General features: G+C 33.9%; 9 protein-coding genes. 3 read left to right on the forward strand and 6 right to left on the reverse strand.

What is annotated here, in order from left to right; genetic code table 11:
* The first annotated feature begins 84 nt into the window (after positions 1 to 84).
* Positions 85 to 2,880 carry an excinuclease ABC subunit UvrA gene (uvrA, locus tag E0F89_RS11885; RefSeq protein WP_131909993.1) on the forward strand — a complete coding sequence of 932 codons (2,796 nt, stop codon included), beginning with the start codon at positions 85 to 87 and terminating at the stop codon, positions 2,878 to 2,880.
* Between the two features lie 5 nt (positions 2,881 to 2,885).
* On the opposite strand, the gene E0F89_RS11890 is transcribed toward uvrA, so the two are convergent.
* The 5 genes from E0F89_RS11890 to E0F89_RS11910 all read right to left on the reverse strand — a co-directional run bounded on the left by E0F89_RS11890 (position 2,886) and on the right by E0F89_RS11910 (position 8,998).
* Positions 2,886 to 3,185: a hypothetical protein gene (locus E0F89_RS11890; RefSeq protein WP_131909994.1), complete on the reverse strand. Its 300-nt coding sequence runs from the start codon at positions 3,183 to 3,185 to the stop codon at positions 2,886 to 2,888.
* 203 nt (positions 3,186 to 3,388) lie between these two features.
* Complete coding sequence (locus tag E0F89_RS11895) at positions 3,389 to 4,849, reverse strand: lipopolysaccharide biosynthesis protein (RefSeq protein ID WP_131909995.1); 1,461 nt, start codon at positions 4,847 to 4,849, stop codon at positions 3,389 to 3,391.
* Between the two features lie 41 nt (positions 4,850 to 4,890).
* Positions 4,891 to 6,186: a glycosyltransferase family 4 protein gene (locus E0F89_RS11900; RefSeq protein WP_131909996.1), complete on the reverse strand. Its 1,296-nt coding sequence runs from the start codon at positions 6,184 to 6,186 to the stop codon at positions 4,891 to 4,893.
* Between the two features lie 73 nt (positions 6,187 to 6,259).
* Positions 6,260 to 8,668, reverse strand: a complete 2,409-nt coding sequence (locus tag E0F89_RS11905; protein ID WP_131909997.1) for a YfhO family protein — start codon at positions 8,666 to 8,668, stop codon at positions 6,260 to 6,262.
* Positions 8,669 to 8,716: 48 nt separating this feature from the next.
* On the reverse strand, positions 8,717 to 8,998 hold the full coding sequence (locus E0F89_RS11910) for a DUF4834 family protein (RefSeq protein ID WP_131909998.1): 282 nt from the start codon (positions 8,996 to 8,998) through the stop codon (positions 8,717 to 8,719).
* A gap of 127 nt (positions 8,999 to 9,125) precedes the next feature.
* Between E0F89_RS11910 and E0F89_RS11915 the strand changes: the two genes are divergently transcribed.
* Positions 9,126 to 10,064, forward strand: coding sequence for a transporter (locus E0F89_RS11915; protein ID WP_165930018.1), 939 nt, complete (start codon positions 9,126 to 9,128; stop codon positions 10,062 to 10,064).
* 21 nt (positions 10,065 to 10,085) lie between these two features.
* Complete coding sequence (locus E0F89_RS11920; RefSeq protein WP_131909999.1) at positions 10,086 to 11,204, forward strand: GTP cyclohydrolase; 1,119 nt, start codon at positions 10,086 to 10,088, stop codon at positions 11,202 to 11,204.
* A gap of 791 nt (positions 11,205 to 11,995) precedes the next feature.
* On the opposite strand, the gene E0F89_RS11925 is transcribed toward E0F89_RS11920, so the two are convergent.
* Complete coding sequence (locus E0F89_RS11925) at positions 11,996 to 13,258, reverse strand: aminotransferase class I/II-fold pyridoxal phosphate-dependent enzyme (protein WP_131910000.1); 1,263 nt, start codon at positions 13,256 to 13,258, stop codon at positions 11,996 to 11,998.
* Positions 13,259 to 13,409 lie beyond the last annotated feature (151 nt).

Here is a 13,409-nt window from a genome sequence, read left to right on the forward strand (position 1 = left end):
CAGCGCTTTTAATGATTATTTGTGAGTTGTTCATTCCGTTTTCTCTGTTGAAAATTGATTACTTTTGTAAAAATTATAATTTTTATGCAAGTTGACCTTTCGAAATTAGATCCAAAGAAAAATATCATCATAAAAGGCGCTCAAGTTCACAACCTAAAAAATGTAGATGTCGCCATCCCCCGAAATAAATTAGTGGTTATTACCGGACTTTCTGGTTCTGGTAAATCAAGTTTGGCTTTTGATACTTTATATGCCGAAGGCCAACGCCGATATGTCGAAAGTTTATCCTCGTATGCTAGACAATTTCTTGGACGATTGGACAAACCAAAAGTGGAATATATTAAGGGAATTGCTCCAGCGATTGCTATCGAACAAAAGGTGAATACAACAAATGCGCGATCTACAGTAGGAACCTCTACCGAAATATACGATTATGTGAAATTGCTTTTTGCCAGAATTGGACGAACTTATTCCCCTGTTTCTGGTCGTGAAGTCAAAAAAAACACTGTTACAGATGTCGTTTCTGATGTGAAAACTTTTGAATTGGACAGCAAATGGTTACTGCTTGCTCCGATTCATTTGGAAGAGGGACGAAAACTGGAAGACAAACTAAAAGTACTTTTACAACAGGGATTTGCCCGAATATTGGTTAATAATGAAATGGTCCGTTTGGACGATTTACCGGATTCATTAGATAAAAAACAAATCTTTTTAATCGTTGATAGAATTGTAATTAATCACGACACTTCTGGCGAAGAAGAATTTTATAATCGCTTGGCCGATGCGGTACAAACTGCTTTCTTTGAAGGAAAAGGAATTTGCCATTTGCAGGAATTGAACTCCGATAAAAAGTATTCCTATTCTAATAATTTTGAATTAGACGGCATTACATTTCTGGAACCAAACGTTCATTTATTCAGTTTTAATAATCCATACGGAGCATGTCCAGTTTGCGAAGGCTATGGCAACATTATTGGGATTGATGCCGAATTAGTCGTTCCAAATACCACTTTATCCGTTTTTGAAAATGCTATTTTCCCTTGGCGAGGGGAAAGCATGAGTTGGTACAAAGATGAACTGGTTAACAAGGCATATAAATTTGATTTTCCAATACACAAACCATATTACCAACTATCGGAAGATCAAAAAGAGCTAATCTGGAATGGAAATAGCTATTTTCAAGGTTTGAATGATTTCTTCAAAGAGCTAGAACAAAAGAATTATAAAATACAAAACAGAGTGATGCTTTCTCGTTATAGAGGCAAAACCAAATGTCATTCCTGCAAAGGAAAACGTTTAAGGATTGAAGCTTCCTATGTGAAAATCAATGAAAAAACAGTTTCGGATTTAGTAGACTTACCGATAAAACATTTGGTTACATTTTTCAAAAACATTGATTTAGATGTATATGAAAAACAAATTGCGAAACGATTATTGGTGGAAATCAACAACCGTTTGGCCTTTTTAACCGAAGTAGGATTGGATTATCTGACATTAAACAGGAATTCAGCAACGCTTTCCGGAGGAGAATCGCAGCGTATCAATTTAGCGACTTCACTCGGAAGCAGTTTAGTGGGTTCTATGTATATTCTGGATGAACCAAGCATTGGTTTACACCCAAAGGATACAGAACGACTGATAAAAGTATTGCTTTCCTTACGCGATTTAGGAAATACGGTAATCGTGGTAGAACACGATGAAGACATCATGAAAGCCGCTGATATGATTATAGATATTGGACCGGAAGCGGGAACTTTAGGCGGACATTTAGTCGCTCAGGGAACCTACGACGAGATCTTAAAATCAACTTCACTTACAGCGAAATATTTGAACGGAGATTTAGAAATTACCGTCCCTAAAAAAAGAAGATTATTTAAGAATTTTATCGAAATAAAAGGAGCCAGAGAAAATAATCTTCAAAATATTGATGTTACTTTCCCCTTAGATGTATTAACGGTAATTACCGGAGTTTCGGGAAGTGGAAAAAGTACGCTTGTTAAGAAAATCCTTTTTCCGGCCATGCAAAAAAAGCTGGAAAATGTTGGTGAAAAAGCAGGACAATTTACTGAAATGAGTGGTTCATTCGCTCAAATTAAACACATCGAATATGTAGATCAAAACCCAATAGGAAGAAGTTCCCGTTCTAATCCTGTAACATATATTAAAGCATATGATGACATTCGGGAATTGTATGCCAAAGAAAAACTATCAAAAATAAGAGGATACCAGGCCAAACATTTTTCTTTTAATGTTGATGGCGGAAGATGTGAAACCTGTAAAGGAGAAGGTTCCATCAACGTAGAAATGGTTTTCATGGCCGATGTGCAATTGCCTTGTGAAACCTGTAATGGAAAACGATTTAAAAAAGAAGTTTTGGAAGTCGCTTTTGAAGGTAAAAACATTCATGATATTCTAACGATGACCATTGATGATGCCATTGCCTTTTTTATAGATAATAAACAAACTAAAATCACTCAGAAATTACAGCCTTTGCAAGATGTTGGATTGGGTTACGTGCAATTAGGACAATCGTCTTCTACACTTTCCGGTGGAGAAGCACAGCGCATAAAACTAGCTTCCTTCCTGGTAAAAGGAGCGACAAAAGATAAGGCTTTGTTTGTTTTTGATGAACCTACAACGGGATTGCATTTTCATGACATCAAGAAACTATTGGCTTCCTTTGATGCATTAATTGACAAAGGCCATTCGATTATTGTTATTGAACACAACCTTGATTTAATAAAGTGTGCCGATTGGATTATAGATTTGGGTCCCGAAGGCGGAGAAAATGGTGGAAAATTATTAGCAGTAGGAACTCCGGAACAAGTCGTGAAAATAAAAGAATCTGTTACTGGGATCTATCTGAAAGATAAATTATAACAAAATTAACCCATATAGCATTTTTCTTCAAAAGGATTTCCGTCTTCATCAATTGCTATTAAAATCTTTTTAGCTTTTGACGAAACTTGTGTAATGTAAATCCAAGCTATTGACCAAAGTCCAAGGGTAGCACAAAAGATCCAAAAATTAAAAAGATGATCCACCTTTTTTTTCTTTTTTAATAAAACGGCATACGGTAATTTATCATTTCGTTCTAAAACTATAAATCCGTTATTTGTTTTATCTTTTAAAATAGATGAAAATTTTATCAAATTGTCATTATTTATATTCGTTTTGCTTTTCATAATTATTGGAGGTTAATCATCTTAACTAATTGGCTTCGTAGTCAAGTAGAATAATTATGGCAAAAATAATGTCATTTTTAAAACAATGCAATACCCACTTTTAGTGATATTTTATAACCTAATAATTATCGTTTATGAATTTAAAAATATGCTGAAAAAGATTTTATTTGAAATAAATTTATCTCAAAAAAACAAAAAACTAGCTACTTTAACCTTTTTAAAACAGTATCGATGGCTTGATTTATTTCGACAGAAATAACAAATCTGTAATTCACATAAACGTATAACAGCGCAATTAATACTGATTTCAAAATAATATTAATTGTAGGGCTAAAAGGAAATTCCCAGAAATAAAACAGTAGAAATAATATTAATGTTATTCCCAGGGAATATAAAGTCTGATTAGTAAATGGATATAAATGCAAACGCTTTACCACAAAAAGCAATTTGGCAATGCTGTAAAAAGTTATCGATAATAATGTTGCAAAAGCAGAGCCCATGATTCCGTACAAAGGAATAAAAATCATATTCAGACCAATGGCTACAATTACTAAAAACACACCTAAAAACAGCACAGCTCTGTAATATTTCGTATTAAAGATAATAGCATTGTTATTGCCTAATATCAAATCAAAATATTTAGACAATCCGATCATAAACACAACTAAAATTCCACCACTATATTCTTTTGGAATGATTTCATACAACTGGTTGATGTTGACAAAAATTCCCAACATCACGAAACCACCCACTACTTGCAGGTTAATGGAAGTTTTTTTATACAAAGCATTTAATTCATCATGCTTATTATCATGCATCAGTCTGGCTGTAATGGGATAGACAATTTGGTGCATGGCGCGACTGGGAACTGAAATTACCAAAGCAATAAATGTGGCAATCGAATAATAGGCAATGTTTTCAATAACCATATACTGGTTTAGCATAATTTTATCTCCATCCAGCAACAAATTAGCCACACTTCCTGATAATATAATATAAAAAGTATACTCCATTATACCTTTTACATTAAGTGGTATCGCAAACTGAAAACGTGGTCTTTTGATATAAAACGCATATCCCATCGTGATAATTAGAGCTAAAAAATATATTCCGGCAGTAATATAAACAAAATCGACAACGGTTATCCATCCATAATAGACGCCAATCAACGCAAACAGAGAAAACAACCTGAGTCCTACTTCTTTGATAAAATTTCCAAAAACGGAATGCATATGCACTCGCGCCCAAGCGTAAAAAATTTCGAAATAAGCCATGCACAATCCTATAAATGGAATAAGCCAAATAAAATCCTTAACTACTGGGTTTTTCTTTGACACAAAAAATATAATATCATCAAAGAAAATAAAACCAATAAAAATTAAAGGAATGGATAAAAGCAAAGGGAACAATACTGTAAAGGATAAAAATCGGGATCTTTCTTCATCATTTTCACATTGGGAATAAAATTTTACTAATGTATTTTGCATCCCGATTGCAAATAATGGCATGATTACATTAGCAACAGAAAGTATATAATTGGTTACTGCGTAATAAGTGGCCCCAAGAAAAATTGGATATAAATAAAGCGTGTTAATTGCACCTATACCAAAACCAAAATAGGTTATTATTGTATTCTTTAAAGATTGATTTAATACTATTCCCATTATTTTATCATTGCGAGGCATAAAGCAGTCTCACTTTTAATTTACATTTTGTTAAGCAATTGAACTAAATCTTTCGTCAAGTTTTTTCTGGAATAGTTTTGCAAGCCAACTCCATTTGATTGTAATTTTCCTTCCAAAAATTGATTATAAAAATCCAAAATTACACTTTTAAGTTTCATTTTTTCTGAATAATCAAAAAATACGCCTGTGTTGGTATTCGTAATAATTTCGGAAAAGTCAGAATCTTTGGGTCCAATTGCAATTATAGGTCTGTTTGAAACCATATATTCGAATAATTTTCCCGGAATAATGCTTTTAGTATCTTCTGAATTAATTTCAATAAGCAATAAAACCTGGGACTTTCGTTGGTGCGCAATCGCTTCTCTATGCGAGACATAACCCAAATTATTCAAGTAGGAATTAAGTCCAAATTGAGAAATGGTTTCCAAAACTTCCTGACTAACGGCTCCGATAAGTTTTATTTCTAAATGCGATTTGAAGTCTGCAATTTCTTCAATCAATTCAACTAGACTCTCCCATAAAATCAAAGGATTTCGCTCCGAAAGAAAAGAACCTATATGTGCTAAAGAAAATTTAGAATCTAGAGTTTGTTTTTCAACTTCTTCCGTATCATAACCATTGGTGATAACTTCAATAGGTTTATTGGTAATCTCCTGAAATTCGGTTTTGGTAGTTTTGCTCGTTACAATAATGGTATCGGCTGTATTCAAAACCTGATGTTCTAAAGCTTTGTGTTTTTTGGCAGCAAAACTGGACAATCGCAAAGATTTGTGATAGCCAATTGTCGTCCATGGATCACGGAAATCAGCAAACCATTTTAAATCTAATTTTTGTTTTAATTTTAATCCAATAAGGTGCAAACTATGCGGCGGTCCAGAAGTTATAATCGTATCAATATTATTATCCAAAATGTATTTCTCCAAAAAAGCAACCGATGGTTTTACCCAAAAAACACGTGCATCGGGAATAAAAAGATTTCCTCGAATCCAAAGGAAAGTTTTATCCAGAAAAGATTGTTTTTTCTGATTGGGAATAATTCCTGAACTGATTTTTTTAGTTTTGTTTTTCGAAAGAAAAGAAGCCAGTTGATACGGTTCAAAAATGGTCTGTTTCACAATAATCGCTTTATCCGAAACTTCTTTAACTAAATTTTCATCCACAATTGGATACGTAGGATTCTCCGGAATATAAACTATCGGCTGAACGCCAAAATCCGGCAAATACTTGACAAACTTAAGCCAACGTTGCACTCCAGGTCCTCCAGCAGGCGGCCAATAATAGGTAATTATTAAAGTTTTTTTGGGTTCTGGTTTCAATTTAATTGTTTTATGATAGAGACGCACTGTAAAGACGCACTGCAGTGCGTCTCTACAGTGCGTCTCTACCTAATTACACGGATTTTTTCCTTTCAAAATAAATCCCACCAATCAAAAGCAACAGCATTCCTATGGAACTAATTAACGTTATCGTACTTCCGGTTTTTACGACTTGAGGCTCAAACTTGAATTCTATTTTATGTTTTCCTGCCGGAATTTGCAATCCCCGTAAAACATAATTAACTCTAATGTGATCCACAATTTTTCCATCGACATAAGCATTCCATCCTTTTCCATAATACATTTCTGAGAAAACGGCTAATCCTTCCAGTGAATTGTTGGATGTATATGTCAAGTGATTAGGTTTATAATTTTCTAAAGTTACAGTCGCTGAACTGTCTTTGGCGAAAGCCGTCTTTTTAATTTCAAAATCTTTAGTATTTACGATTGCCACATTTTTAGAATCCAAACTATCTAGCGCTTTCATCTCTTCATCAGCAGAATTCACCAATTTTACTTGACTTACAAACCAAGCATTGCCGTTAGCATTAGGATTAGACGTTGGAAATTCTTGTCCTTCTTTATCGGTTTGAATCACGTACTTCACATCAAGCATATTCAGTATTTCCATATTGCTATTCGCGATTTGGTAATCAAATAACTGTTGCATTCTTCGTGGTTTCACTGCGCTATAACCGCCAATTGATTTATGAAAATAAGATGCTCTGGCACTGGACAAATTCCCTGAAACTTCGAAAACTCTGTAATGCGTAGTATCTTTTAAAATTTCAACATCGGAAGGAGATTCTTGAAAAGGAACTTCTACATCTCTGCCGCTGACGAAATCTTTTCCTGAAACATAATTTTTATCCACAAAAAACAAATCGGAAACCATTAACAATCCTACGATTATAATAGCCGTATTTTGCGCAAATCGATCTTTAATAGCCATCCACAAAACGCCTGCTGTTATTAGGATAAAGAAGCCAGATCGCAATAAATCAGCACTGTACAAAGTCATCCTGTCTTGTTTCAATGCATTTACAAAATCCGGACCGTACGTTTGTTGGAAATAAGCATCATTTCCACCTGAGAAACTGAATAAGCTTTTGCTTAAAAACAAAATCACAATAATTCCAAGACCCAAAATTGCCGATTCATACAACGCTTTCCATTGCAGTTTTTTATCCAATTGGAAAAAAGTCTGCAATCCCATAATCGCCAACACAGGGAAACACAATTCAAGAATAACTTGTATCGAAGAAACTGCTCGGAATTTATTATACATTGGAACATAATCAATAAAAAAGTCTGTCAGTAAAGGGAAGTTTTTCCCCCATGAAAGTACTAATGCAACCACAGCTCCCGAAAGGAATACATATTTTATTTTACGTTTATCGATGAACAAAGCCATAATTCCTAAAAAGAAAACCACAACACCTATGTACGCAGGAGCGGCAACAATAGGCTGGTCTCCCCAATAGGTTGGCATTCCGGAAACAAAATCAGTTGCCTGATCTTCCGGCACACCCTGACCAATCATGAATTCAAACATATTGCTGTCTTTTCCAACCGCTTCATTATTTGAACCACCAAAAAGTCTAGGTGCAATCAGATTGAAACTTTCGGTAATTCCGTAACTGTATTCCGTGATGTAGTCGTGAGTCAGCGCACTGCTACTGGTGTTTTTTGAACCATCGGGATTATAAGTCAATTCGCTTTTTCCACGCGTACTGAAATCTGCATATTCGACTGTTGCCAGTAAATTGGTTGCATTTGCACCAAGAGCAAAAATTCCGGCTACCGCCAAAATCCCGAAAGAATAAAGCATTGATCTATAATCCTTTTCTTTGATTTGCTGATAGATAAAATACCCAGAAAGAAGTAATAGAAAAATCAATAAATAATACGTCATTTGGAAGTGATTCGCATTGATTTCCAGTGCTGTCGCAAAAAGCGTAATCAAACCTCCCAGAATATATTTTTTTTGAAAAACCAGAATAAATCCGGCAATAACCAGCGGCATATAAGCGATTGCATGTGCTTTGGCATTATGACCAACGCCAAGAATGATAATTAAATAGGTAGATAAACCAAAGGCTAACGCTCCAAAAAATGCTTTTAAAGGATCTACTTTTAAAACAAGCATCAAACCGTAAAATCCAAGAAAATATAAAAATAAATAATCTGCAGGACGCGGTAAAAATCGCAACGCATCATCTAAAGCACCAATGTAATCATGTGGATATTTAGCACCTAATTGATAGGTTGGCATTCCTCCAAACGCTGAATTTGTCCAATAAGGTTCCGCATTTTGCGTGTTTCTAAAGTCATTTTGCTCTTTAGCCATTCCGGTATATTGAACAATATCAGACTGGAAAATTTGTTTTCCTTGAAGTACAGGATAAAAATAGATTAAAGAAACGAGCACAAAACCAAGTATTGCCAGCGCGTGTGGGTAGAACTTATTTATTATTTTCAATTTAAAAAAGTTTGGATTAGAGTAAAAAGCTTGTTAATTACGACAAATTTAATCTATTTCTTCGTAATCAACATACTCTCCCACTTTTTTGGTTTCGCGCGGATTTTTGGTGTTCGCTGTATTATAAATTACTTCATCTTTGGCAGTCGTTTTATTCCAGGGATTTTCCTGAGAATGTTGCTGTTGTTGCTGAAATTTTTGCCCAGCTTTTTCAACTACTTTTTTTACCAATAACGGTAAAAATAATTTTGCTAAAAATCGAAAAATATAGTAGAAAGCAATCATATAAAAAATTGCTTTTAGAATACCAGTAAAAGAAGCTGCTTGCATAAATGTATAATTTTTTTCAAAATTAATAAATCAACGGTTCAAAATTAAAATATCTCTCTTAAATAAATAATAAAATATAGTACATTTGAAAAAACGTTATTACTTTTTAACCGAAAAAAAAAATAAGATGTTCAAAATCAAAAACGTAATTGCCACAGTTCTTTTGATGATTCCTTGTGTTCATTATGGCCAACATACGGATCAAATTAATTCTAACAGACCCGGTGAAACTATGTCGGCTTTTGCAGTCGGAAAGTCTGTAATTCAAATAGAAACAGGAATTTATGGCATCAAGCAAAACCACAGTTTATTGAAATATGACGCCAATGGTTTTGGTGTAGATGCAACATTGCGCTGGGGATTGTTCATGGAAAAGTTAGAGTTGATAGCCGATATACAATACCAAAATGAAGAATACACTCAATTATTCACTAAAACAAAGCGAGCGGACTTCAAGCAAACTGTTTTAGGAGCCAAATATTTAATTTACGATCCTTTTAAAAATTACGAGAAAAAGGTTAATATATACAGTTGGAAAGCCAATCGTAGTTTTAACTGGCGACAATTAGTACCTGCCGTTTCGGTATTTGCAGGAGCTAATTTTACAATGGCAGATAATCCGTATTCTTTTTCTCGGGAATCCAGCATTTCTCCCAAGATTATGTTGATTACACAAAACCATTTAGGTGACGGAAGTTGGGTTTTCGTAACCAATATAATAGGAGATTATGTAACGACTGATTTTCCAAGTTATGGTTATGTATTGACTTTAACTAAAGGAATCAGTGATAAATGGTCCGGATTTATAGAGAATCAGGGTTTCAAAAGTGATTTTTACAGTGATGCCATTGTTCGCGGAGGCGCTGCTTTTTTGATAAATAAAGACATGCAAATAGATGCATCAGTAAGTACAAGCCTAAAAAACACACCGTCAATTCTCTACGGCGGAATAGGAGTTTCATGGCGTTATGACGCAAATTATGAAGAAGTGCGGGTAAATATCGACTCTGGCGGAGATTCCGGAAAAAAAGCAGACAAAAGAGCGAAAAAGACAAAAAAAGGATAAACATAGAATTTCAAAAACAGAATGATTACAATTCAAGAAGCCAAAACTAAAAGTGAATTAACCGATTTCATTAAATTCCCTTTTTCTTTATATAAAAACAATAAAAACTGGGTTCCTCCATTAATTGCAGATGAACTGGAGAGCTTTGACAAAACAAAAAATCCTGCTTTCGAAAAGGCAGAAGCCTATTTTTATATCGCAAAAAGAAACAATGAAATTGTCGGAAGGATCACTGCAATTATCAATTGGAGTGAAGTAAATGAACAGCAAAAAAAGAAAGTCCGTTTTGGTTGGTTTGATGTAATCGACGATATTGAGGTTACCAGAGTACTTTTAGAAAAAGTATATGAATTAGGAAGAAAAAATAATTTAGAATATGTTGAAGGTCCTATGGGGTTTTCAAATCTGGACAAAGTTGGAGTACTTACCGAGGGCTTTGACGAGATGGGAACCATGATTACTTGGTACAATAATCCATATTACGCGACACATTTTGAACAATTGGGTTACGTTAAAGAAAAAGAATACATTGAAAGTAAATTTCCTTTTTCAAACGTAAAACCGGAATTTTTTGAAAAGGCAAATGATCTGGTAAAAAGAAGATACCAATTATCACCTTTAAATTTCAAAACAACCAAAGAAGTAATGCCACATGTGGATAAAATGTTTGATTTATTCAATGAATCGTATGCTTCATTATCCTCTTTTGTCGCCATTTCAGACACCGAAAAAGAATATTTCAAGAAAAAATATATCAGTTTCATCAATCCTGAATATATTAAATTTGTAGAAGACAAAGACCATAATATTGTCGCTTTTAGCATTGTGATGCCTTCTTTTTCTGAAGCGATGAAAAAAGCAAAAGGAAAATTATTCCCTTTTGGTTTTCTTCATTTACTTCTAGCTAAAAAACATACTAAAGACGTTATTTTCTATTTGATAGGCGTGCATCCGGATTATCAAAATAAGGCAGTAACGGCAATCATTTTTAAAGAATATTACGAGACTTTTAAAGAGAAAGGCATTATCAATTGCTTTAGAACACCCGAACTGGCAGATAATGCAGCCAGTATTAATTTATGGAAACATTTTGATACTGTTGTACATAAAAGACGGTGTACTTATCGCATCGATTTATAAAAAAAACGGCTCATTTCTGAGCCGTTTTCGATTTAAATTTCACAATCCTCTTTTAACAAAACCACATTTCCATCAAATTCTTATTGTTTTTCTATCTTTAAAAAATCGTTTTCCCTTTATTGTAATCAATCAAATCACAAAAACCTTCAACTTAAGAATCACCTTTTTTCAACAAAGCAACCTCGCCAGCAGATGAATTGCCTTCGGAGATGAAAGCATGATTCGCGTAAATCGTGTCTCCTTTTATTTCTCACTCTGGTGTTCCTATACTTTTATCTTTCTCAAAAAAATTATAGCTCAAATTTCCTGAGGAAAGCTGACCCTTTTTTATATTCAAAATCCATGAAATACAGTCCTTTTTAAGGATTGTCCGGTAATATTCTTTAAATTCTCGTTCTTCTACAATATTTTTTTTCTGAAGCAGCAGAAACTTTTTCCTTTTCTTTTTTACAAGAAGCAAAAGCACTTATAAAAATGACACCCAATAATATTACTTTTTTAATAAATTTTCTATTTAATTAGCTAGAAAGATATATTGTCGCGATTATTAAAAAGTTTTTTTGCCAGTGTTTGTGCGGATTAAAAAGATTTTTAAAGTTAAGTGACGAATTATTCTGTGCTAATCTGTGAAATCTATGGCAAAGAAATTTAATGCTTTATTAAAATACGGCATTAAATTTTAACCATTGCTTAGTTTTATAAATACACTATTTCCTAGAACACTAAAATTCAAAAAAAAAAATCCATCATTCCGAAGAATGATGGATTAATATGTAAAACTTTATTACTTATTATGCATCTAAATCAACCGTAGTTCTAGCAGCTATCTCTTTATATGTTCCATTTTCTAGTTTCTCACGAATCGCTTCAAAAGCAGTTAATGTTTCTTCAACATCTGATAAAGTATGAGACGTAGTAGGAATCATTCTCAATAAAATGATGCCTTTTGGAATAACAGGATAAATCACAATCGATAAGAAAATCCCATAATTTTCTCTTAAATCGTTTACCATAATCATTGCTTCCGGCACACTTCCTTCAAGATATACTGGAGTCACACAAGTGTTCGTGTCACCAATATTAAAATTACGCTCTCTTAATCCGTTTTGCAACGCATTTACATTTTCCCACAATTTATCTTTCAATTCCGGGTGGTTACGCAATAATTCCAATCGTTTTAAGGAACCGATTGTTTGTATCATTGGCAAAGCTTTCGCAAACATTTGAGAACGCAAGTTGTATTTCAAATAATCAATAATGTCTTTGTCAGCGGCTATAAAAGCACCAATATTAGCCATCGATTTTGCAAAAGTAGAGAAATATACATCAATTCCGTCTTGACAACCTTGCTCCTCACCTGCTCCGGCACCTGTTTTTCCTAGTGTTCCAAAACCATGTGCATCATCAACCAACAAACGGAAATTAAATCTTTCCTTCATGGCAACAATTTCCTTCAATTTTCCTTGTTGTCCGCGCATTCCAAAAACACCTTCGGTAATAAAAAGAATTCCTCCTCCTGTTACTTCCGCTAACTTTGTAGCACGCTCCAAGTTTTTTTCCATACTTGCAAGATCATTGTGACGGTATGTAAAACGTTTGCCCATGTGCAATCGAACGCCATCAATAATACAAGCATGTGCATCAACATCATATACAATTACGTCATTTTTTGTAACCAAAGCGTCAATTGTTGACATAATTCCCTGGTATCCAAAATTCAACAAATATGCCGATTCTTTCATTACAAAAGCTGCCAATTCATTCTCTAATTGCTCATGATATTTAGTGTGACCACTCATCATACGCGCTCCCATCGGGTAAGCGGCACCATATTGTGCTGCTGCCTCCGTATCTGCCTGACGCACTTCCGGGTGATTAGCAAGACCTAAATAGTCATTCAAACTCCAGTTCAAAATATCTTTTCCACCAAACTGCATTCTTGGACCCAACTCACCTTCCAATTTAGGAAAAACAAAGTAACCTTCTGCTTGTGAAGCCCATTTTCCTAAAGGTCCTTTATTGTTTTGAATCCTTTCGAATAAATCTTTTACCATAATATATCAAGTAATAATTTTAATTTTAAGAAGTTGCAAAAATAATTATTTAAATTTTATAAAGGACTTGAAAGTAAATTTATTTTTCAAGCATTAACTTAATGATTATTTGCAGCTATCTCCTGCTCTACACTATATCTTTTGCGCCGAA

This window comes from Flavobacterium caseinilyticum (assembly GCF_004349085.1).
Classification (GTDB): domain Bacteria; phylum Bacteroidota; class Bacteroidia; order Flavobacteriales; family Flavobacteriaceae; genus Flavobacterium; species Flavobacterium caseinilyticum.

What these genes read in the sequence shown, in the direction of transcription:
- uvrA (WP_131909993.1), top strand. Translation starts at nt 85, where the DNA reads ATGCAAGTTGACCTTTCGAAATTAGATCCAAAGAAAAATATCATCATA.
- E0F89_RS11890 (WP_131909994.1), bottom strand. Translation starts at nt 3,185, where the DNA reads ATGAAAAGCAAAACGAATATAAATAATGACAATTTGATAAAATTTTCA.
- E0F89_RS11895 (WP_131909995.1), bottom strand. Translation starts at nt 4,849, where the DNA reads ATGGGAATAGTATTAAATCAATCTTTAAAGAATACAATAATAACCTAT.
- E0F89_RS11910 (WP_131909998.1), bottom strand. Translation starts at nt 8,998, where the DNA reads ATGCAAGCAGCTTCTTTTACTGGTATTCTAAAAGCAATTTTTTATATG.
- E0F89_RS11915 (WP_165930018.1), top strand. Translation starts at nt 9,126, where the DNA reads ATGTTCAAAATCAAAAACGTAATTGCCACAGTTCTTTTGATGATTCCT.
- E0F89_RS11920 (WP_131909999.1), top strand. Translation starts at nt 10,086, where the DNA reads ATGATTACAATTCAAGAAGCCAAAACTAAAAGTGAATTAACCGATTTC.
- E0F89_RS11925 (WP_131910000.1), bottom strand. Translation starts at nt 13,258, where the DNA reads ATGGTAAAAGATTTATTCGAAAGGATTCAAAACAATAAAGGACCTTTA.